The sequence below is a fragment of the Variovorax glucosi genome, from assembly GCF_051216695.1.
Classification (GTDB): Bacteria; Pseudomonadota; Gammaproteobacteria; order Burkholderiales; family Burkholderiaceae_C; genus Variovorax.
This window is the reverse complement of record NZ_JBPJZE010000004.1, coordinates 1-20,387: the sequence shown is the minus strand read 5'-3', so window position 1 is coordinate 20,387 and position 20,387 is coordinate 1. Positions and strand designations below refer to the sequence as shown.

The following is a 20,387-nucleotide window of genomic DNA, read 5'->3' as shown; positions in this document are numbered from 1 at the left end:
GTTGTCGATCGCCATCAGGCGAAGGACTTCTTGAACGTCGTGATCGCAGCGGTCAGTTCGGCTTCGGCTTCCTTGTCGAGCGCCTTGGCCTTTTCGATCTTGTCGAGCAGCGCGACATGGCTGGTCTTCAGGAACTGATGCAGGCCGTGTTCGAAGGCCAGAACCTTCTTGACTTCCAGATCGTCCATGAAGCCCTTGTTCACCGCGAATAGCGTGGCACCCATCAGCGAGACGGGCAGCGGGCTGTATTGCGCCTGCTTGAGCAGTTCGGTCACGCGGGCACCGCGGTCGAGCTGCTTGCGGGTGGCTTCGTCCAGATCGGAAGCGAACTGCGCGAACGCAGCCAGTTCACGGTACTGGGCGAGGTCGGTACGGATGCCGCCCGACAGGCCCTTGATGATCTTCGTCTGTGCAGCCGAACCCACGCGCGACACCGAGATACCGGCGTTGATGGCGGGACGGATGCCGGCGTTGAACAGGTTGGTTTCCAGGAAGATCTGACCGTCGGTGATCGAGATCACGTTCGTCGGAACGAAGGCGGACACGTCGCCGGCTTGCGTTTCGATGATCGGGAGCGCGGTCAGCGAGCCGGTCTTGCCCTTGACTTCACCCTTGGTGAAGGCTTCGACATAGTCGGCATTCACACGTGCGGCGCGCTCGAGCAGGCGGCTGTGGAGATAGAACACGTCGCCGGGATAGGCTTCGCGGCCCGGCGGGCGGCGCAGCAGCAACGAAACCTGGCGGTACGCGACGGCTTGCTTCGAGAGATCGTCATACACGATCAGAGCGTCTTCGCCGCGATCGCGGAAGTACTCGCCCATCGTGCAGCCGGAATAGGCCGACACGTACTGCATCGCGGCCGATTCCGAAGCGGAAGCGGCAACCACGATCGTGTAGTCCATCGCACCGGCTTGTTCCAGCGCGCGCACCACGTTCTTGATCGACGAGGCCTTCTGGCCGATCGCGACGTAGACGCAGGTCACGTTCTGACCCTTCTGGTTGATGATCGCGTCGATCGCCACGGCGGTCTTGCCGGTCTGGCGGTCGCCGATGATCAGCTCGCGCTGGCCACGGCCAATCGGCACCATCGAGTCGATGGCCTTCAGGCCGGTCTGCAGCGGCTGGTCGACGGACTTCCGTGCGATCACGCCCGGTGCGACCTTTTCGATCACGTCGGTCATGGTGGCGTTGATCGGACCCTTGCCGTCGATCGGCTGGCCCAGTGCGTTCACGACGCGACCGATGAGTTCGCGGCCGACCGGCACTTCCAGGATGCGGCCCGTGCACTTCACGGTGTCGCCTTCGGAGATGTGCTCGTACTCGCCCAGGATCACGGCGCCGACGGAGTCTCGCTCGAGGTTCAGCGCCAGGCCGTACGACGGCGTGCCGTCGGCGGTCGGGGTGAACTCCAGCATTTCGCCCTGCATCGCATCGGACAGACCGTGCACGCGCACGATACCGTCCGTCACCGACACCACGGTGCCCTGATTGCGAATGTCGGCGCTGACGCCAAGGCCTTCGATACGGCTCTTGATCAGTTCGGAAATTTCTGCGGGATTGAGTTGCATGACTCTTTCCTTCTTTCAATAAATGGGGGCCGACCGCCTCGCCGCATCAAGCGGTGAGCGCTGCTTTCATTTGCTCGAGACGAGCCTTCACGGAGGTGTCGAGGACTTCGTCACCCACCACGACGCGAATGCCGCCGATCAACGACGTGTCTTCTTCGACACGCGTCGTCAGCTTGCGGCCGAAACGGCGTTCCAGCGCCACGCTCACGTCGCTCAGTTCGGCGTCCGTGATCGGGAAGGCGCTGTAGATCACGGCGTCGGAAGCACCGGCACTTGCGTTTTGCAGGGCGCGGTACTGGACCGCGACCTCTGGCAGTGCGGCGATGCGGCCGTTGTCGATCACGGTACGCAGGAAGTTCTTGCCGGATTCCGGCAGAACATGCGTGGTGAGGCCCGAGATCAGGTCGAAGACCTGTTCGGACGACACCTTCGGATCGGACGCGAACTGCTGCAGCTGCGGCGTGGCGGCGATGGTGGCGAGTTGCTCGATCCAGCCGGCCGTGCCTTCGAGATCACTCGAAGATGCCTTGAACAGCGCATCGGCGTACGGACGGGCAATGGTGGCGAGTTCGGCCATGTCGTCCTCAGAGCTCGGTCTTCAGGCGGTTGAGCAGGTCGGCGTGAACGCCGGCATCGACTTCCTTGCGGAGAATCTGCTCAGCGCCCTTGACGGCCAGCGCGGCAACCTGCTCGCGCAGCACCTCGCGGGCACGCACGGATTGCTGCTCGGCTTCGGCGTGCGCGGCGACCACGATCTTGTTGGCCTCCTCTGTGGCACGGCCCTTGGCCTCTTCGACGATTTGCTGGGCACGGCGCTCTGCATCGGCCAGCAAGGTGGTCGTCTCGTTGCGGGACTTCACCAGTTCTTGCTCGACGCGTTGGTTGGCCGAAGCGAGTTCCGCTTTGGCCTTGTCGGAGGCCGCCAGGCCCGCGGCGATCTTTTGTGCGCGTTCGTCCAGCGCCTTTGCGATGGGCGGCCACACGAATTTCATCGTGAACAGCACCAGCAGCAGGAAGACGATGGCCTGAACGAACAGGGTCGCGTTGATACTCACGGCAACACCTTTCTAGAGTGGCGTTGAACGGGCTTACTTGGGCAGGTTGGCCAGGAAAGTCGCTGCGAACGGGTTGGCGAACGCGAACAGCAGGGCAATGGCCACGCCGATCAGGAAAGCCGCGTCGATCAGACCGGCCAAGATGAACATCTTGGTTTGCAGGTCGTTCATGAGTTCAGGCTGGCGAGCCGAAGCTTCGAGGAACTTGCCGCCCATCAATGCGATACCGATGGAAGCACCGATCGCGCCGAGACCGACGATCAAACCACTAGCCAGTGCGACGAGACCGAGAATGTTTTCCATGATGTTTCCTTAGATTACTGATTGAAAGCGAAAAGATAAGACGAAAGCGAACTGAAGCGTTGAATACCAGGCCTAGTGGCCTTCATGAGCCTGGCCCAGATAAATGAGCGTCAACATCATGAAAATGAATGCCTGGAGCGTGATCACCAAGATATGGAAGATCGCCCAGACGGTTCCGGCAATGATGTGCCCGATAGGCAACAGCACTCCCGAGAACGAGGCCGCCATCGCACCACCCATCAGCGCGATCAGCATAAAAACGAGTTCGCCGGCATACATGTTGCCGAACAGCCGCATGCCGTGAGAGACGGTCTTGGCTACGTATTCGATGATCTGCATCAGCAGATTGATGGGCCAGAGCACGGGGTGCGCACCGAAAGGCGCGGTGATCAGCTCGTGACCCCAGCCGCCGAGACCCTTGATCTTGATGCTGTAGAAAAGGCAGAGCAGCAGCACCGAGGTCGACAGGCCGAGCGTGGTCGAGAGATCGGCGGTCGGTACGACGCGCATGTAGGCGTGTGCCGGATCGCCACCCGTTGCGCCGTGGAACTTGGCCCACAATGCCGGCAACAGATCGACCGGCAGCATGTCCATCGCGTTCAGCAGAAAGATCCAGACGAACACGGTGAGTGCGAGCGGTGCAATGAACTTGCGGCTCTTAGCATTGTGGATGGTCGCCTTGGCCTGGCCGTCGACCATTTCCACCAGGATTTCGACAGCCGCCTGGAAACGACCCGGCACGCCGGAAGTCGCCTTGCGTGCGGCAAGCCACAGCACGAAGCAACCGATCACGCCGATCGCCAATGCGTACAGCACCGAATCGAGATTGATGACGTTGAAATCGACAATGGCTTTTTGAGTGACGGGTTCAAGACCCCAGTTCACCTGCCAATGCTGCAAATGGTGAACGATGTATTCACTCGCGGTCGGTGCGTGTCCTTCTGCGGCCATCTTTCAACGTCTCTTTAAATGAATCAAATCCGGTTCAACAACCTGGGACGCACCACAAGGGCAACCCAGTACATCTTCATCGCTGCCACGACGCCAGCCAGCATCGCCAGCCAGTTTAGGCCGCCGACCAGCCATGGCGCCGACGCCAGAAAGGCGATGGTCAGTCCCAGCTTGATCAGCTCCCAGACAAAAAATCTCAGCATGGCTGCAGAGGCGAGGCCCGCATATTGCGTTCCCCGTTTTGCAACCCTCATGGCACCCCGGACAAACAATGCCGCCGGAATTGCCACTGCCAGTGCTCCATAAAGTGCGGACACGCCAGCAACAAGCCGGCCCGTCCAGACCCAAGCGATTCCAGCCGCGACCAATCCTGCAACCACTTGGGCCACGATCACCCACCAGGGCGACGGTTCGGGATTTGCCTCGCGCAGCTGCTGTGCCTGTTCGGCGCTCAGCGGCTTGAAATCAGAGTCTTCGACATCCATCTCGGTCGAGTCGGGGTTGATGGAAGCGCTTGTTGTCATTGGAATAGCACCGCCTCCCGAATCTAACCGAAGCTGCAGGAACTATTGAAAGTTCCGTGAAAGCTGTCGAAATTTACAAAGCCATTGATTATAAGTAAAAACCCCTGCGATACCGAATGACTGAGCAGCCCGGCAGGGAACTTCCTCCATTTGTTGTACACATCCACCACCTCATGACATCCACAACTCCGCCCGCCGACAAGCCGCTCGACCCTGTTGCGGACACCCGCAAAGAGTCGCTGATCGACTATCCGTCGCTGTTTCCGATCAAGGTGATGGGCGTCAAGACAGACGGTTTCGTTCATGCGATCACGCAGACCGCAGAGCGTTTCGACCCAGCCTTCGACGCGAGCACGATCGAACTGCGACCGAGCAAGGCCGGCAATTATCTCGGCGTGACCATCACCGTGATGGCGACGAGCAGGGAGCAGCTCGACGACCTCTACCGTGCGTTGTCGTCGCATCCGATGGTCAAGGTGGTTCTTTGACGCTGGCCGCACCGTTGTTGCTGGGCCACATCGACTATGCGGAAAGCTACGACGCGATGCGGCAATTCACCGCCGAGCGGACGCCCGACGCGGCTGACGTGATGTGGATTTGCGAGCATCCGCCTGTTTACACACAGGGATTGGCGGGCAAAAGTGCGCACATCCTGAACCCCGGCGAGATTCCGGTCGTGCAGACCGATCGCGGCGGGCAGGTGACCTTTCATGGACCGGGACAGGTTGTCGCCTATCCGCTGCTCGACATCCGGCGTGCCGGGTATTTCGTCAAGGAATACGTCTATCGGCTCGAAGAGTCGGTGCTGCGGACGCTGATGCACTTCGGCGTCACCGGCCATCGCGTAGTCGGCGCGCCCGGAATCTACGTGCGGCTCGACGACCCGTTTTCTCATTCGGCGCTGTCCGGCCAATCCGCATCCGGCACGCTGTTCGACGGACTCGGAAAGATCGCCGCGCTCGGCATCAAGGTCGGTCGCCGCGGCACGTATCACGGCCTGTCGCTGAACGTCGCAATGGACCTCGAACCCTTTTCACGTATCAACCCATGCGGTTACGCGGGCCTGCAAACGGTCGACCTTTCTACAATCGGGGTCCAGACCACCTGGGAAGAAGCAGCGCACGTGCTGGGCCAGAAGCTCGTCGTGCATCTGGCGCCCTAGCGCTTGAGCTGCGACCACCCTCCAGAAGCACCATCCTTATGAGCACCTCCGAAGTCGTCCGCGAAAGCCAGAGCGCCGAGAACTACAACCCGCTCGCCAAGCAAAAGGCCGGCGCCAAGTTGTCGCGCATCCCGGTCAAGGTGATCCAGGGCGAGGTGCTCAAGAAACCGGATTGGATCCGCGTCAAGGCCGGCTCGCCGACCACGCGTTTCTACGAGATCAAGCAGATCCTGCGCGAGAACAACCTGCACACCGTGTGCGAGGAAGCGTCGTGCCCGAACATCGGCGAATGCTTCGGCAAGGGCACGGCAACGTTCATGATCATGGGCGACAAATGCACGCGGCGCTGCCCGTTCTGCGACGTCGGCCACGGCCGGCCCGATCCGCTCGACAAGGACGAGCCGCTAAATCTGGCACGCACCATTGCCAAGCTGCGCCTGAAGTATGTGGTGATCACCAGCGTCGACCGCGATGATCTGCGCGATGGCGGCAGCGGCCATTTCGTCGAATGCATCCGCAATATCCGCGAGCTGTCGCCGATGACGCAGATCGAGATCCTGGTACCCGACTTTCGCGGCCGCGACGACCGCGCACTCGAAATCCTCAAGCTCGCACCGCCGGACGTGATGAACCACAACCTCGAAACCGCGCCGCGCCTGTACAAGGAAGCGCGGCCCGGCAGCGACTATCTGTTCAGCCTCAATCTGCTCAAGAAGTTCAAGGCGCTGCACCCGTCCGTGCCGACCAAGAGCGGCATCATGGTCGGCCTCGGCGAAACCGATGAAGAGATCTTGCAGATCATGCGCGACATGCGTGCGCACGACATCGACATGCTGACCATCGGCCAGTACCTGTCGCCTTCGAATTCGCACTTGCCGGTCAAGCGCTACGTGCATCCCGACACCTTCAAGATGTTCGAGGAAGAAGCCTACAAGATGGGTTTCACGCATGCGGCCGTCGGCGCGATGGTGCGTTCGAGCTATCACGCCGACGAACAGGCGCACGCTGCGGGCGTTTGAAGCGTCGGGCTTGAGCTAGCGCGGCGCCGCCATCAGCGCCGCAGGCTCTTCGGCTTGCAGCACTTCCTGCGCCCAAGCTTTCAGCTTGCCGGTGTCGGCACGCAACACTTCCTGCTTCACAGCCAGGATCTGCGACGGATGCATCGAGAAACTGCGCAATCCGAGGCCCAGCAATAGGCGCGTGAACATCACGTCACCGGCCATTTCGCCGCAGACGCTCACTCCTTTTCCTTGGCGAACGCATTCGGCGATCGTGTCCGCCACCAGCCGCAACACCGCCGGATGCGCCGGATCGTAGAGATGGGCGACGGCTTCGTCGGCGCGGTCGATCGCCAGCGTGTACTGGATCAGGTCGTTGGTGCCGATCGACAGGAAATCGAAGTGCTTCAGGAAGGTCTTGAGCGTGAGCGCAGCCGCTGGGATCTCGATCATCGCGCCCATCTTGACGTGGCCGTACGCGACACCGCGCTGGTCGAGTTGCTCGCGCGCCTGGGCGATCAGCGCCAGCGTCTGGCGGATCTCGCTGGCGTGCGCGAGCATCGGGATCAGCAGATGGATTTCGCCATGCGCCGCGGCACGAAGAATCGCGCGCAATTGCGTCAGGAACATCGCCGGATCGGCCAGACTCCAGCGGATGGCACGCAGCCCCAGCGCAGGATTCAGGTGCTCCTGACGCGATGACTTGGCGTCCAGCGGCTTGTCCGCCCCGATGTCGATCGTGCGAACCGTCACCGGCATGCCCTGCATGCCCTCGACCGCACGGCGGTAGGCGCTGTACTGCTCCTCTTCGTCCGGCAGACGCGTCAGACGCTGCGCCTCGCGACCCATGAAGAGAAACTCGCTGCGGAACAGTCCGACGCCGACGGCACCGGCCTTGACCGCGCCGACAGTGTCCTCAGGCATTTCGATATTGGCGAGAAGATCGACACGTTCACCGTCCAGCGTGACCGCCGGCTTGTGCCGCAGGCGTGCAAGACGTCCGCGTTCCAGGTCGCCCTGCCGCTGCTTGAAACCGTATTCGGCCAGGATGATCGGAGACGGATCGACGATCACCACGCCGGCATCGCCGTCGATGATGACCCAGTCGTCCTGCCGCACCAGCTGGCTCGCAGTGCGCGCGCCGACCACCGCCGGAATGTCCATGCTGCGTGCAACGATGGCGGTGTGCGACGTGCGCCCACCGACATCCGTCACGAAGCCTGCGAACACGCTCTTCTTGAACTGCAGCATGTCGGCCGGCGACAGGTCGTGTGCGATCAGCACCAGCGGCATGTCGATGCCGTCGCCGGAAGTCGGGTCGGCCTGGTCCTCGTCGTCATGCGCGGCAGCGCGCTTGCGTCGCGGCGGACTCGGCGCCAGCACGGCGGCCGTGCCCTTCATTCGATGCAGCACGCGCTCGACGACCTGCTCGAGGTCGGCCTTGCGCTCGCGCAGGTACTCGTCCTCCATCTCGTCGAACTGCCGAGCGATAACTTCCAGCTGGGTCGTCAGCGCCCACTCGGCGTTGTAGAGCCGGCTGGTGATCCACTGCTTGACGCCGGTCGAGAGCGCCTCGTCCTGCAGCAGCATCTGGTGCACTTCGAGCAGCGCCGCAAGCTCGTGCGGCGCGTCGTTCGGCCCCATCAGCGCAACGCTGGCCTGCAGCTTCGTCAGTTCGTCGGAAACGGCGTTGCGGGCACTGCGCACGCGATCGATCTCGGTCTCCACCTGCTCCGGCTTGATGAAGTAATGCGCCACGTCGATGCGGCTCGACACCACCAGCACCGCCCGCCCGATGGCGATCCCGCGTGCGACAGGAAGACCGTGGACCGCGAACGTCATGACGCTGTCACTCGCCTTCGCCGAACTTGTCGTTTATGAGGGCCAGCAGCGCATCCATTGCCTGTTGCTCACGGTCGCCGTCGGTCTCGACAGCCACCGTGACGCCGATGCCGGCGGCCAGCATCATCACGCCCATGATGCTCTTGGCGTTGACGCGGCGATCGCCGCGCGCGAGCCATACTTCGCACGGAAAGCTTCCGGCCAGCTTGGTCAGCTTGGCCGATGCGCGCGCGTGCAGACCCAGCTTATTGCTGATGGTCACGGATGTCTTGATCACTGTGTTTTCTTCTCGCCTGGTTTTGAGGTGCCGATACTGCGACCTGCATGACGCCCGCCGTACCGCCGGCCACCGCGCGATGCACCAATTCATCGAGCGGTTCCTTACGATAGCTCAGCGCGCGCAGCAGCATAGGAAGACTGACGCCCGCCACGAGCCTCGAGCGCGTGCCGTCGACCAGTTTTTGAGCGACGTTGCAGGGCGTCGCGCCGAAGATATCGGTCAGCACCAGCACATGCGAACGCGGTGTCCGCAGCGCCATCTCCAATGTGATCCGGGCCGCAGCAAGGGTCTCCTCCGGCGAAACGTTGGGGAGCACGTCGAAGGCAGTCACGACGTGCTCGCTGTCCGGAAAGACATGAAGCGCACATTGACGCAAGGCGTTGGCCAGCGGCGCGTGGGCGATGAGGAGGATGCTGTTCATGCAGTACGGGGAAGTGGGCGTCGATTATGCGAGCGCGTCCACCACAGCAGAGCATACGGCCCCATGCAAGACGTTGGAAACCGCCGAAGTTTGCACGCTTACGGCAGGCGCAGGCCTTCGAAGAAGGTCTTGAAGACTTCCGGGGACGAAGGCGTTCCGAGCACGGTCGCCTGATAGAGAGAGACGCCGCTGGCCGTACGTTGGGCGAACCACAACACGCGCGCCGGCGCTGCGGCCGTCGCCGAGCCGTTGTGCTGCGTCTCGAGTCGCCACGGCGCCGGCACCGCCAGTGAGCGTGGAATCGTACCGGCCAGCTCTGCGACTTCGCCACCGACCAGCTGAGCGCGCGTCGCCGCACGCCAGGCACGAAGCCAGGCCTCGGCCTGTGCGGCATCGGCAGCAGCGGCATGTGCGACGGCGAAGGTCGCGCCACCGGCTTCGCAACCCGCCATCTCGACCTCGACCGATTCGATGCCTAGCGGCAGGGCCCGTGTGGCGCGGTCCGCCTTGCATGGCAGCAACGCGACGAGACCCTTGTCGGCGATACGAACGTCTCGCCAGTTGAAGGTCGGCGTGCAGGCGCCGAGCACAGCCGTCAGCGCGAGAGCGATCGCGGTATGAGCTGTTGTTTGCCGTATCGGCAGCAGAAAAAAAGTCGGCATGGATGCGCGATTATCGAATCGCACCCCGACCCTTTTCAGCGCAGTGCGCCAAAAACCTTCTGCAGGATGGCACTGCCGCTGCCCACCGGATCCTGCCGTATCTTGCGTTCCTCGTCGCCGATCACGAGGTAGAGGCCGTCGAGCGATTTGCCGGTGACATAGCGCTGGATGTTGGCATCGTCCGCTTTCATCAAGCCCATGCCCGCGGCCTTGCCGGCAATCTTGTTGTACTTGTCGGCCAGCTGGACGCGTGCGGTTGCCGTCGTGACGATCGGCAGGAAGCGCTCGGTGAGCGGTGTGCGGGTCTTGCCGACGAAGAACTGCGTGACAGACGTCTCGCCGCCGGTGAGGATGCCCTTGGCGTCGAATACGCTCATGCTGCGCACGGCACCGAGCAGCAGGTCTTTCGATGCCGGCACCGCCTGTTCGGCAGCGCGGTTCATCGCGGTCACCAATTCGTCGATGCGGTCGCCCTGCCCGACCATCCGCAGCATCTTGACGCCTTTCTCCAGCGAGCCCGGCAGCGGAATTCTCACCCTCGGATTGCCGAGAAACCCGTCCGGCCGACCCAGCAGATCGACGGCGACATTCGCACCTTTTTCGAGTGCGGCCTTGACGCCACTGGACGCATCCCCGGCACTCAGGTCGCCGAGCGACAATGCGTAAGCCTGTTGCGTCGCCAGCAGCACCCAGGCGCCCGGCAATGCCAGGCAGGCGGAAGTAAAATTGCGGCGGTCCATCGATCGGTCTCCCATGAAAAAAATCATCCCTGTCGCAGCTCTCGCCGTCGCCCTGGCTGTAGGTGCTGCAGCTTATGTGAGCACGGGGGCGACCGCGGCACCTGTATCCACCTTCGTCCTGCTCGATGGCAGCAAGCAGACGACGGATGGCCTCAGGGGCAAGGTCACGCTGGTGAATTTCTGGGCCACCAGCTGCGTGACCTGTGTCGCCGAGATGCCCAAGGTGATCGCCACCTACGACAAGTACAAGGCGCAAGGCTACGACACGCTGGCCATCGCCATGAGCTACGACCCACCCAGCTACGTGGTGAACTTCGCGGAAACACGAAAACTTCCTTTCAAGGTCGCAATCGACAACACCGGCGCCGTTGCAAAAGCCTGGGGGGATGTCGCGCTGACGCCGACCACGTATCTGGTGAACAAGCGCGGACAGATCGTGAAGCGCTATGTCGGCGAGCCGGATTTCGCCGAACTCCACAAGCTCATCGAATCGCTGCTGGCCGAGGCCTGAAGCGCATTACCCATCCGCACGACCATGGCCACGGGCTTCCGCGATTCCGGACCCATGCCGCTGACTGGTGACAGGGTGGCCCTGCTGCTGATTCCGGAGAGAAGCGCCGAAATCGAAGCGGTACGCAAGATCTTTCTGGATTACGCGGAAACGCTCGGCGTCGATCTCGGCTTCCAGAACTTCGACGATGAGCTTGCGATGCTGCCCGGCGATTACGCTGCACCGCGTGGCACCTTGTTCCTTGCGCTGGTACGGCAGGAGCAGAGTGCAACGAGCGATCCTGAAAACGGTCTGATGCTCCGCGATGGAAGCATCGCCCAAGTCGCAGGATGCTGCGCGCTGCGACCGCTGGATTCCGCCGACAGTCCCAACTCGGCGGAAATGAAACGTCTTTACGTTCGACCGGCTTTTCGTGGAATGGGCCTTGGTCGACAGCTTGCCGACGCGATCCTCGATGCAGCCCGCCATGCCGGCTACTCCCACGTGCTGCTCGACACCCTGGACGATATGCAAGCTGCCCGGACGCTGTACGAGGAACTGGGATTCTTGGAAATCCCACCCTACTATCACAGCCCGATCGCCAGCTCGCACTATCTCAAGGCGGACCTCTAGCCTGCCCGCTTCAAAAACCTCTCAGCTTTTCAGCCTCGTACCTGGGTCAGCAACGTGTCGGCACCGCTTACCTCGAACTTGCCTGGCGCCTCGACATTCAACGTCATGACTTTTCCGTCTTTCACCAGCATCGAATAGCGGCTGCTGCGCAAACCCATGCCGCGCCCCGTCAGATCGAGTGTCAGACCGGTAGCCTTGGCAAAATCGGCGCTGCCATCGGCAAGCATCCGCACCTTGCCGTCAGTCTTCTGGTCGCGCGCCCAGGCACCCATCACGAACGCATCGTTCACGCTCAGGCACCAGATCTCGTCCACGCCGGCAGCCTTGAACTCTTCCACCTGATCGACGTAGCCCGGGACGTGCTTCGCGGAGCAGGTCGGCGTGAACGCACCAGGCAGCGCGAACAACGCGATCGTCTTGCCGGCCGTCGACTTGGCAACGTCGACCGGGTTGGGGCCGATGCTGCAAGCCTCGCCCTCCACATCCGAATATTCCTGCAACGTGACAGAGGGAAGCGAATCGCCGACTTTGATCATGAAGAACTCCAGGGTTTGAGAAAAAACACAAGCTGATCGGCTGCCTGCCAAACAGCTAAATGAAGCATGCCGCGCACAAAGAGAAACGGCCCACATTGTGGGCCGTTATCGGAGGTGCTGTCAGCGCAATGTCAGCGCTGAATCAGCGCCAGCGCCTCGTCAGACCAGAACGGCCTTTTGGACCAAGCGGGTCACGACCCAGTTCTTGGTCTTGGAGATCGGCCGGCTTTCGGTGATCTCGATGGTATCGCCGAGCTTGTATTCGCCATTTTCATCATGGGCGTGGTACTTGCTCGTCTTCGCCACGATCTTGCCGTAGAGCTCGTGCTTCACACGACGCTCGACCAGCACGGTCACGGTCTTCTCACGCTTGTCGCTTACAACCTTGCCGATCAAGGTGCGCTTGAGGGATTTTTTAGCTTCCGTCATGTTCACTCCTTAGTGGCGGCTTGGGTTTCTTGCTGCTTCTGAGCAAGGATCGTCTTCGCACGAGCGATGTCGCGGCGGGTCACGCGCAACGTCGACGTATTCGACAGCTGTTGAGTCGCCTTCTGCATGCGCAGGCCGAAATGGGCCTTCTGCAGATCCTTGACTTCGGTTTGCAGACCGGCGACATCCTTGTCGCGCAGCGTTGCAGCCTTCGACACCTTGACCGGCTTGGCCGCGGCGTCCTTGTTCTTACGTGTTGCCATCAGTGTTCTCCGATCAGGCGCCGAGCTGGCGAGCGACGAATGTCGTACGCAGCGGAAGCTTGGCAGCGGCCAGGCGGAACGCTTCGCGGGCGAGCTCTTCAGTCACACCGACGATCTCGAACACGATCTTGCCAGGCTGGATTTCGGCGACGTAGTACTCGGGATTGCCCTTGCCGTTACCCATCCGCACTTCAGCAGGCTTGTGGGAGATCGGCTTGTCGGGAAATACACGAATCCAGATACGGCCACCGCGCTTCACATGACGCGAGATCGCGCGACGAGCGGCTTCCAGTTGACGGGCCGTCAGACGGCCGCGGTCGGTACATTTCAGACCGAAATCACCGAAGGCAACCGAGTTGCCCCGGGTTGCGATGCCGGTGTTACGGCCTTTTTGTTCCTTGCGGAACTTCCTGCGTGCAGGTTGCAGCATGTTTGTTTACTCCGTGAGGACTGCCCCAGACGCTTTCGCGTCCGGGAAAGACCGATTACTCGGTCTTGGCACCGTCAGCTGCTGCAGCTGGCGCGGCTTTGCGGACGCGCTTAACGGCGGGTTTCGAGTCTGCACCCGGTGCTGCTGGCGCACCACCGGTCGCTTCTGTGGGCTTGTCGCTGCCATCGGCCGGCGCGGTGTTGCCACCGATCGGGCCACGGGCACCGGCGCGCGGGCCTGAGCTCGGACCACGACGATCGCCACCTGGACGATCGCCACCCGGACGACCATCGCGACGCGGGCCACGTGGACGACGCTCGTCGTCAGGACGCGGCGTTTCGACGGCCGGCAGGTCGTTGCGACCCAGCGTATCGCCCTTGTAGACCCAGACCTTGACGCCGATGACGCCGTAAGTGGTCTTGGCTTCCGAGGTGCCGTAGTCGATGTCGGCGCGCAAGGTGTGAAGTGGCACGCGGCCCTCGCGATACCACTCGCAACGAGCGATTTCGATACCGTTGAGACGACCCGACGACATGATCTTGATGCCGAGGGCACCTAGGCGCATGGCGTTTTGCATCGCACGCTTCATGGCGCGGCGGAACATGATCCGCTTCTCGAGCTGCTGCGTGATGCTGTCGGCGATCAGTTGAGCATCGATTTCGGGCTTGCGCACTTCTTCGATGTTTACTGCGACCGGCACACCCAGCTGCTTGCCGAGTTCGCGCTTGAGGTTCTCGATGTCTTCGCCCTTCTTGCCGATCACGACGCCCGGACGTGCCGAGTAGATCGTAATACGGGCATTCTTGGCAGGACGCTCGATCAGCACGCGCGACACCGATGCGTTCTTGAGCTTCTTCTTCAGGTACTCGCGCACCTTGATGTCTTCAGCCAGCATGCCGGCGAAGTCTTTGTTGCTGGCGTACCAGCGGCTGGACCAATTACGGCTGACCGCGAGGCGGAAACCGGTTGGGTGGATTTTTTGTCCCATAGTCTTCCGGCCTCTTAATTGCCAACCGTCACGTACACATGGCACGTGGGCTTGCTGATGCGATTGCCGCGACCCTTTGCGCGCGCGGTGAAGCGCTTGAGCGTGGCGCCTTGTTCGACGTAGATGGTCTTGACCTTCAGCTCGTCGATATCGGCACCATCGTTGTGCTCGGCGTTGGCGATTGCCGACTCGAGCACCTTCTTGATGATCACAGCGGCTTTTTTCTGCGTGAATTGCAGAACGTTCAGCGCTTGATCAACCTTCTTGCCGCGGATCAGGTCAGCGACCAGACGGCCTTTGTCGACCGAAAGGCGGACACCGCGGAGGACTGCACGTGTTTCAGACATGGTCGTTCCTTACTTCTTCTGGACTTTCTTGTCCGCGGGGTGCCCCTTGAACGTGCGGGTGAGCGCAAATTCGCCGAGCTTGTGGCCAACCATCTGGTCGGTAATGTAGACAGGGACGTGCTGCTTGCCGTTGTGCACGGCAATGGTCAGGCCGATGAACTCGGGCAGAACCATGGAGCGACGCGACCAGGTCTTGATCGGCTTCTTGTCCTTGTTCGTCACGGCCTTGTCGGCCTTGGCCACCAGATGGTGGTCGACGAATGGACCCTTCTTGAGAGAGCGAGTCATTTGCTATCCCCTTATTTCTTGCGACGCGACACGATGAATACCTGCGTGCGCTTGTTGTTACGGGTGCGATAGCCCTTGGTGAGATTGCCCCACGGGTCGACCGGATGGCGACCTTCACCGGTCTTGCCTTCACCACCACCGTGCGGGTGATCCACCGGGTTCATGACCACACCGCGAACGGTCGGACGGATACCCATGTGACGCTTCACACCGGCCTTGCCCAAACGGCGCAGGCTGTGCTCTTCGTTGGCGACTTCACCGATCGTGGCGCGGCACTCGACGTGCACGCGGCGGACTTCGCCGGAGCGCATGCGCACCTGGGCGTAGACGCCTTCGCGTGCCAGCAACGTTGCCGAGGTGCCAGCCGAACGAGCGATCTGCGCACCCTTGCCGGGCTGCAGTTCGATGCAATGGATGGTCGAGCCCACGGGGATGTTGCGGATCGGCAGCGTGTTACCGGCGCGGATCGGGGCTTCCGAACCACTCATCAGGGTTGCACCGGCTTCGAGACCGCGCGGGGCGATGATGTAGCGGCGCTCGCCATCGGCGTAGCAAACGAGTGCAATATGGGCAGTACGGTTCGGGTCGTATTCGATACGTTCGACCTTGGCCGGCACGCCGTCCTTGTTGCGCACGAAGTCGACGACACGGTAGTGGTGCTTGTGACCACCACCCTTGTGACGCGTCGTGATGTGACCGTTGTTGTTGCGGCCGGCCTTCTGGAATTGCGGCTCCAGCAGCGGCGCATGGGGAGCACCCTTGTACAGGTGATCCCGCGAGATCTTCACCGCGCCACGTTGGCCCGGCGAAGTGGGTTTCATCTTGATGACGGCCATGATTAAGCGCCTTCCCCGACGAGGTTGAGCTCTTGACCCGGCTTCAGCGTCACGTAGGCCTTGCGAACGTTGTCGCGACGGCCGATGGACTTGCCAAAGCGCTTGGTCTTGCCCTTGGTGTTGAGCACTGACACGCCCTGGACTTCGACCTTGAACATCAGTTCAACAGCGGCCTTGATCTCGGGCTTGGTGGCGTCCTGCAGGACCTTGAAGGTGACTGCATTCGACTTCTCGCCGACCATCGTTGCCTTCTCGGACACGATGGGTGCGACCAGCACAGCCATCAGGCGACCTTCGGCATACTGGGTCCGCGAGAGCGGCGTAGGATTCATGCGGCTCATGCGAACATCTCCTTGAGCTTGTCGACTGCGCCCTTGGTGACGAGCACCTTCTTGTAGTGCACCAGCGAGACCGGATCTGCATAACGCGGCTCGACGACGAGCACGTTGACCAGGTTGCGCGAGGCAAGATACAGGTTCTCGTCGACTTCTTCGGCGATCACCAGCACGGATTCAAGGTTCAACGCCTTGAACTTGGCTGCCAACGGCTTGGTCTTCGGCGAGTCGACGGTAAACGATTCGACCACGGCCAGACGGCCTTCGCGTGCGAGCTGCGAGAAGATGGACGCCATGCCGGCGCGATACATCTTCTTGTTGATCTTCTGCGAGAAGTTTTCGTCGGGCATGTTCGGGAAAATCCGGCCGCCCCCGCGCCACAGTGGCGACGAAGTCATACCGGCACGGGCACGGCCCGTTCCCTTTTGCTTGAAAGGCTTTTTGGTCGAGTGGTGGACCTGTTCGCGGTCCTTTTGAGCGCGAGTGCCTTGGCGTGCGTTGGCCTGGAATGCAACGACGACCTGATGAACCAGATCTTCGTTGTAGTCACGACCAAACACGGTCTCGGGAGCGTCGAACTTCGACGCGGCCTGACCTTGTTCGTTCAGGAGTTCGAGTTGCATTACTTCGCTCCTTCAGCCGCTTGCGGCTTGGCCTTGATAGCAGGACGCACGGTGACGAAGCCACCCTTCGAGCCCGGAATCGCACCCTTGATCAACAGTAGCTGACGTGCTTCGTCGATGCGGAAAACGTCGAGGTTCTGCGTGGTCACGGTGACGTCGCCGAGGTGGCCCGTCATGCGCTTGCCCGGAAACACGCGACCTGGATCCTGCGCCATACCGATGGAGCCCGGCACGTTGTGCGAACGGCTATTGCCGTGCGACGCGCGCTGCGACCGCATGTTGTGACGCTTGATCGTGCCAGCGAAGCCCTTGCCGATGGAAGTGCCCTGCACATCCACCTTCTGGCCGACCGCGAACACGCTGCCTGCGGCAATGACGCCGCCAGCCTTGTGCTGACCTGCCAGATCGGCGGTCACACGGAATTCCTGGATGATTTCACCTGCTTCTACACCTGCCTTGGCAAGGTGGCCGGCTTGCGGCTTCGTCACGCGCGATGCTTTGCGCGAGCCGAACGTCACCTGGAGGGCGACATAGCCGTCGATCTCTTGGGACTTGATCTGGGTCACACGGTTGTTGGACACATCCACCACCGTGACGGGAACTGCGTCCCCGTCATCGGTGAAGAGACGCATCATCCCCACCTTGCGGCCCAGCAACCCTAGGGAGTTGCTCTGACTCATATGTTTTCTCCAAAAAATGGAAGTCTTCTTCCGCCACTGCCACTTCAATTGGCGACAGCGTTGGCCAACCTGCTGGTTTCCCAGCGTGCAAGCCACGAAAGAAGGTTGATAAAGCTCCAGCCAAGAAACGCGAGAACGCGCAAAGCGGGCAGAGCCGACGATTATAGCCCGCAGCGCTTGATGAGCGCAAGTCGCCGCCTCTGCGGTGACGTTCACCTCACCGGCATGGTCCTGATCGTCTCGCCATCAGGTGTCGATTGCAGGTCGCCTCGGGGCTTCGCCACTGCGGGGGTTCCGACCTGTATGGCTATCGAACTGACGCTCGTGACGCCACGCTGTGTCGTGAAAACGTGGAGATAAGCCAATCCGTCCGAGGTTGGAACGACCTGTACGGTCATGGTCGGTACGGAGACGCCTTCCGGAAACACCGACGCGACTTTGTAGCTCTCGGCAAGAGTCAAACCGGCATCGGCTGCAAACCGTACGCTGGCCCCTGCTTGCGGAATCACGCCTTCGAAGCCCAATGACACCGTCAAGGCTGCGCCGACACGCGGCGTACCGTCGATACGGAATTGCACCTCGATGCCCGATCCGTTCACCTTGCGAGGCGCCGCAACCTTCATTGGAGATTGAGGCGCAACAGCCGATGGCCGAGTGCCTTGGGAAATTACGGTGTCGGCGCACGCGGGCAGGACGCCCACAACGCCATACACGATCGCTGCAGTGAATGCGCGCAGTGCAGAAGTCGAATAACTGTTCATGACTGCTTTCCTCAGTTGATCGATACCGTGAAGCACGACGCCGTTGCGTTTGCGTCGTAGATCACCAGTACGCTTTCGCCGGCGGGCAGCGCGAGCAGCGAATTCTCCGTTCCCGCGGCACCGCCGTAACTTCCAGCAGTGCGACCGGCTTGGTAGACCTCGAAATCGGGATCCGCAGAAGCCGGTCCGGTCACCGTGATGCGATGGTTGCCACTGTTGGCCAACGTAAAACGTACATAGGCAAAACGCCCCAGCTTGTTGCCCTGCCCAGCCTGGCTTGTCACGCATGCCTGGCGGTTCGTTTGCTGGTAGAGGGGTAGCGCCAACGCGACTCCGCCGTTGTTGGTTTCGGAATCGCCCCACGGATCGGCGGTCGAGGTGCTGATCGACTGGCCCTGGAGCAGGCTGGCAAGCGATCCGGCTTGCGAAGGCGTCGCGACGGCATAGGCTGCGGCGAAAGGGTGAATCGACGTCATCGGCAGACCACTTTTGAGCGCACCCGTCATGGCTGCATGGATCGGCCCGAAGCCGGCGATCCGCTCCAGGTTCCAGAAGATTGCCTGAATCGATGTCTCTCTGAACCAGCCGCGGTTGCTCTGTGGGCCCGTGGTCAGATCGAGAGAGTAGCCAATCTGTTGGCCGGCACCGACGGCGTCGGTGTACGTCGACCGCGCCAGGGCAATGCCCGACCACGCATTGCCCCAACCCTCGGAGAAAGCAAGGCGTCGGTCCAACAGATCGACCTCGCCATGCGCACCGCCGGGCGAGTCGTCGCGGCTGAACGCCGACTGGTAGTAGTGCCCCCATTCGTGAGAAACCACCGATGCGTCGTACTCATCGGTGTCGATGTCCGCCATGCCGAGCACATAGATCGATCGCGTTCCGTTGCCACTGTCGAGAAACGACGTGGTGCCGATCTGCCCCAGCGTCCGGTCGCCGGACGCCCCGATGTTCGATGGACTCCAGAACACGCGCAAGGCGGGAAACCTGGCTGTCGGCGCCACCGCGACCACCTTCATGGCATTGGTGTAAACAGTGTCCAGCAGTGCGAACGGACCGGCCGCACGCGTGGCGCTGTAGCCCGTACCGTTCCAGCCGGAGGGCGCGTTGATGTCCCGTTGCAATGCAGCAGCGGAACCGCTGGAGAAGGTCGACGACGCGATCGCGTAGATGGCCTCGGACGCGGTGTTGTCGCGCACGGTGAAATCCCACTGGACAGCATCGCTGCGCAACAATTGAGTGCGCACGCGAAGCTGCATTTGTGCGTTCGCAGGAACAGCAAGCGAATAGCTGCCCGTCTCGGTGGTCTTGCCGCTTGCAAGCACGGACCCGTCAATACCGATCAATTCGATGGTGGCACCGCGAATCGGCTTGGCCGTGATCGCCGCGTAGTCGAGCCGACCGTTGGCAGCGCTGGGTACGAAGTCGAATGTCGCGACACCTCGAACGACCACACCGGACACCGCCGCCGACGCGACGGGATCCGCCGCCGACGCCAAGGTCGTGCCTCCGGCGGCACCGGCCGAAGCACCGGTGCTGCTGTCACTGCCACCCCCGCCCCCACCCCCACCGCATGCGGCCAGGGCAAATACCGTTGCCAGCATGCACGCCCGGGAAAAAAACACAGTCTCCATGAGTCACCCCTTGTCCAGTCCCTGCTACCGACTGCAAGGATTCGACACAAAGAATGCCACAGCTGTGATGCGATTCAGCCGACCAAACAAAAAACAAAGCCCATCGGCAGTGATGCCGATGGGCTTTAGGAAAAGCGCAGAAACGAATTACTTACTGCAGCTTGATCTCGACGTCGACACCGGCCGGCAGGTCGAGCTTCATCAACGCGTCGACGGTCTTGTCGGTCGGGTCGACGATGTCCATCAGACGCTGATGCGTGCGGATTTCAAGCTGGTCGCGCGACGTCTTGTTGACGTGCGGCGAACGCAGGATGTCGAAACGCTTCATGCGGGTCGGCAGTGGCACGGGGCCCTTGACGATCGCGCCGGTGCGCTTGGCGGTGTCGACGATTTCCGCGGCGGACTGGTCGATCAACTTGTAATCGAAAGCCTTCAGGCGGATACGGATCTTTTGCTTCGTTGCCATGGTGTTATGTCCTTAGCCGTATGAATTAAGCGAGAACCTTGGCCACGACGCCGGAGCCGACGGTCTTGCCGCCTTCGCGGATGGCGAAGCGCAGGCCTTCTTCCATGGCGATCGGGTTGATCAGCTTCACGGTGATGCTGAC

Annotated in this window: 31 protein-coding genes; 5 read left to right on the top strand and 26 right to left on the bottom strand. The window is 61.6% G+C overall.

What is annotated here, in order from left to right; translation table 11 throughout:
- Positions 1-14 precede the first annotated feature (14 nt).
- The 6 genes from atpA to ACSFA3_RS18445 form a co-directional block, all read right to left on the bottom strand.
- Positions 15-1,568 carry a F0F1 ATP synthase subunit alpha gene (atpA, locus tag ACSFA3_RS18470; RefSeq protein ID WP_435506964.1) on the bottom strand — a complete coding sequence of 518 codons (1,554 nt, stop codon included), beginning with the start codon at positions 1,566-1,568 and terminating at the stop codon, positions 15-17.
- Between the two features lie 46 nt (positions 1,569-1,614).
- Positions 1,615-2,145: a F0F1 ATP synthase subunit delta gene (locus tag ACSFA3_RS18465; protein WP_435506963.1), complete on the bottom strand. Its 531-nt coding sequence runs from the start codon at positions 2,143-2,145 to the stop codon at positions 1,615-1,617.
- Between the two features lie 7 nt (positions 2,146-2,152).
- A complete protein-coding gene (locus tag ACSFA3_RS18460; protein ID WP_435506962.1) occupies positions 2,153-2,623 on the bottom strand; it encodes a F0F1 ATP synthase subunit B in 471 nt (156 codons plus the stop codon).
- A gap of 33 nt (positions 2,624-2,656) precedes the next feature.
- Positions 2,657-2,926, bottom strand: a complete 270-nt coding sequence (gene atpE, locus ACSFA3_RS18455; RefSeq protein WP_435506961.1) for a F0F1 ATP synthase subunit C — start codon at positions 2,924-2,926, stop codon at positions 2,657-2,659.
- Positions 2,927-2,998: 72 nt separating this feature from the next.
- Positions 2,999-3,877, bottom strand: coding sequence for a F0F1 ATP synthase subunit A (gene atpB / locus ACSFA3_RS18450; RefSeq protein WP_435506960.1), 879 nt, complete (start codon positions 3,875-3,877; stop codon positions 2,999-3,001).
- 23 nt (positions 3,878-3,900) lie between these two features.
- The gene (locus ACSFA3_RS18445) at positions 3,901-4,401 is read right to left on the bottom strand and encodes an ATP synthase subunit I (RefSeq protein ID WP_435506959.1); all 501 of its coding nucleotides are present in this window, start codon (positions 4,399-4,401) and stop codon (positions 3,901-3,903) included.
- Between the two features lie 173 nt (positions 4,402-4,574).
- Between ACSFA3_RS18445 and ACSFA3_RS18440 the strand changes: the two genes are divergently transcribed.
- The 3 genes from ACSFA3_RS18440 to lipA are packed head-to-tail and all read left to right on the top strand — an operon-like array spanning position 4,575 to position 6,582.
- A complete protein-coding gene (locus ACSFA3_RS18440) occupies positions 4,575-4,889 on the top strand; it encodes a YbeD family protein (protein ID WP_435506958.1) in 315 nt (104 codons plus the stop codon).
- Positions 4,886-5,563 carry a lipoyl(octanoyl) transferase LipB gene (gene lipB, locus ACSFA3_RS18435; protein WP_435506957.1) on the top strand — a complete coding sequence of 226 codons (678 nt, stop codon included), beginning with the start codon at positions 4,886-4,888 and terminating at the stop codon, positions 5,561-5,563. The genes ACSFA3_RS18440 and lipB overlap by 4 nt, the downstream gene beginning before the upstream one ends.
- Before the next feature lie 38 nt (positions 5,564-5,601).
- Positions 5,602-6,582, top strand: coding sequence for a lipoyl synthase (gene lipA / locus ACSFA3_RS18430; protein ID WP_435506956.1), 981 nt, complete (start codon positions 5,602-5,604; stop codon positions 6,580-6,582).
- A gap of 15 nt (positions 6,583-6,597) precedes the next feature.
- On the opposite strand, the gene ptsP is transcribed toward lipA, so the two are convergent.
- The 5 genes from ptsP to ACSFA3_RS18405 all read right to left on the bottom strand — a co-directional run bounded on the left by ptsP (position 6,598) and on the right by ACSFA3_RS18405 (position 10,506).
- The gene (ptsP, locus tag ACSFA3_RS18425) at positions 6,598-8,403 is read right to left on the bottom strand and encodes a phosphoenolpyruvate--protein phosphotransferase (RefSeq protein ID WP_435506955.1); all 1,806 of its coding nucleotides are present in this window, start codon (positions 8,401-8,403) and stop codon (positions 6,598-6,600) included.
- A 7-nt stretch (positions 8,404-8,410) separates the two neighbouring features.
- Positions 8,411-8,680, bottom strand: coding sequence for an HPr family phosphocarrier protein (locus ACSFA3_RS18420; RefSeq protein WP_435506954.1), 270 nt, complete (start codon positions 8,678-8,680; stop codon positions 8,411-8,413).
- Entirely contained in the window at positions 8,649-9,104 is a 456-nt protein-coding gene (locus tag ACSFA3_RS18415; protein WP_435506953.1) for a PTS sugar transporter subunit IIA, read from the bottom strand. Before ACSFA3_RS18415 ends, ACSFA3_RS18420 begins: the two co-directional genes overlap by 32 nt.
- 98 nt (positions 9,105-9,202) lie before the next feature.
- Positions 9,203-9,766 carry a hypothetical protein gene (locus ACSFA3_RS18410; protein ID WP_435506952.1) on the bottom strand — a complete coding sequence of 188 codons (564 nt, stop codon included), beginning with the start codon at positions 9,764-9,766 and terminating at the stop codon, positions 9,203-9,205.
- Positions 9,767-9,801: 35 nt separating this feature from the next.
- Entirely contained in the window at positions 9,802-10,506 is a 705-nt protein-coding gene (locus ACSFA3_RS18405) for a DUF4197 domain-containing protein (RefSeq protein WP_435506951.1), read from the bottom strand.
- A 13-nt stretch (positions 10,507-10,519) separates the two neighbouring features.
- On the opposite strand from ACSFA3_RS18405, the gene ACSFA3_RS18400 reads away from it, so the two are divergent.
- Positions 10,520-11,017 carry a TlpA disulfide reductase family protein gene (locus tag ACSFA3_RS18400; protein WP_435506950.1) on the top strand — a complete coding sequence of 166 codons (498 nt, stop codon included), beginning with the start codon at positions 10,520-10,522 and terminating at the stop codon, positions 11,015-11,017.
- Positions 11,018-11,041: 24 nt separating this feature from the next.
- Positions 11,042-11,629, top strand: a complete 588-nt coding sequence (locus tag ACSFA3_RS18395) for a GNAT family N-acetyltransferase (RefSeq protein WP_435506949.1) — start codon at positions 11,042-11,044, stop codon at positions 11,627-11,629.
- Between the two features lie 29 nt (positions 11,630-11,658).
- On the opposite strand, the gene ACSFA3_RS18390 is transcribed toward ACSFA3_RS18395, so the two are convergent.
- From ACSFA3_RS18390 to ACSFA3_RS18320, 15 genes are all read right to left on the bottom strand, one after another.
- Entirely contained in the window at positions 11,659-12,165 is a 507-nt protein-coding gene (locus ACSFA3_RS18390; RefSeq protein WP_435506948.1) for a peroxiredoxin, read from the bottom strand.
- Positions 12,166-12,324: 159 nt separating this feature from the next.
- Positions 12,325-12,594 carry a 30S ribosomal protein S17 gene (gene rpsQ, locus ACSFA3_RS18385; RefSeq protein ID WP_435506947.1) on the bottom strand — a complete coding sequence of 90 codons (270 nt, stop codon included), beginning with the start codon at positions 12,592-12,594 and terminating at the stop codon, positions 12,325-12,327.
- 2 nt (positions 12,595-12,596) lie between these two features.
- On the bottom strand, positions 12,597-12,812 hold the full coding sequence (gene rpmC, locus ACSFA3_RS18380; RefSeq protein ID WP_435507382.1) for a 50S ribosomal protein L29: 216 nt from the start codon (positions 12,810-12,812) through the stop codon (positions 12,597-12,599).
- A 58-nt stretch (positions 12,813-12,870) separates the two neighbouring features.
- Positions 12,871-13,287 carry a 50S ribosomal protein L16 gene (rplP, locus tag ACSFA3_RS18375; protein ID WP_435506946.1) on the bottom strand — a complete coding sequence of 139 codons (417 nt, stop codon included), beginning with the start codon at positions 13,285-13,287 and terminating at the stop codon, positions 12,871-12,873.
- 55 nt (positions 13,288-13,342) lie between these two features.
- Positions 13,343-14,275, bottom strand: coding sequence for a 30S ribosomal protein S3 (gene rpsC / locus ACSFA3_RS18370; protein WP_435506945.1), 933 nt, complete (start codon positions 14,273-14,275; stop codon positions 13,343-13,345).
- A 14-nt stretch (positions 14,276-14,289) separates the two neighbouring features.
- A complete protein-coding gene (rplV, locus tag ACSFA3_RS18365; RefSeq protein ID WP_007838134.1) occupies positions 14,290-14,622 on the bottom strand; it encodes a 50S ribosomal protein L22 in 333 nt (110 codons plus the stop codon).
- A gap of 9 nt (positions 14,623-14,631) precedes the next feature.
- A complete protein-coding gene (gene rpsS, locus ACSFA3_RS18360) occupies positions 14,632-14,910 on the bottom strand; it encodes a 30S ribosomal protein S19 (RefSeq protein ID WP_062478874.1) in 279 nt (92 codons plus the stop codon).
- Between the two features lie 11 nt (positions 14,911-14,921).
- The gene (rplB, locus tag ACSFA3_RS18355; RefSeq protein ID WP_435506944.1) at positions 14,922-15,746 is read right to left on the bottom strand and encodes a 50S ribosomal protein L2; all 825 of its coding nucleotides are present in this window, start codon (positions 15,744-15,746) and stop codon (positions 14,922-14,924) included.
- A 2-nt stretch (positions 15,747-15,748) separates the two neighbouring features.
- Complete coding sequence (rplW, locus tag ACSFA3_RS18350) at positions 15,749-16,087, bottom strand: 50S ribosomal protein L23 (RefSeq protein WP_435506943.1); 339 nt, start codon at positions 16,085-16,087, stop codon at positions 15,749-15,751.
- Positions 16,084-16,704, bottom strand: a complete 621-nt coding sequence (gene rplD, locus ACSFA3_RS18345; RefSeq protein ID WP_435506942.1) for a 50S ribosomal protein L4 — start codon at positions 16,702-16,704, stop codon at positions 16,084-16,086. The genes rplW and rplD overlap by 4 nt, the downstream gene beginning before the upstream one ends.
- A complete protein-coding gene (gene rplC, locus ACSFA3_RS18340; protein ID WP_435507381.1) occupies positions 16,704-17,384 on the bottom strand; it encodes a 50S ribosomal protein L3 in 681 nt (226 codons plus the stop codon). Before rplC ends, rplD begins: the two co-directional genes overlap by 1 nt.
- A gap of 212 nt (positions 17,385-17,596) precedes the next feature.
- Positions 17,597-18,145, bottom strand: a complete 549-nt coding sequence (locus tag ACSFA3_RS18335) for a hypothetical protein (protein ID WP_435506941.1) — start codon at positions 18,143-18,145, stop codon at positions 17,597-17,599.
- Positions 18,146-18,156: 11 nt separating this feature from the next.
- Positions 18,157-19,644 (bottom strand): hypothetical protein, encoded by a 1,488-nt coding sequence (locus tag ACSFA3_RS18330; RefSeq protein ID WP_435506940.1) that lies wholly within the window; start codon positions 19,642-19,644, stop codon positions 18,157-18,159.
- A gap of 286 nt (positions 19,645-19,930) precedes the next feature.
- Positions 19,931-20,245 carry a 30S ribosomal protein S10 gene (rpsJ, locus tag ACSFA3_RS18325; RefSeq protein WP_007838118.1) on the bottom strand — a complete coding sequence of 105 codons (315 nt, stop codon included), beginning with the start codon at positions 20,243-20,245 and terminating at the stop codon, positions 19,931-19,933.
- 25 nt (positions 20,246-20,270) lie between these two features.
- Positions 20,271-20,387: EF-Tu C-terminal domain-related protein (locus ACSFA3_RS18320; protein WP_296314640.1), on the bottom strand; the 117-nt coding region annotated here is incomplete at its 5' end.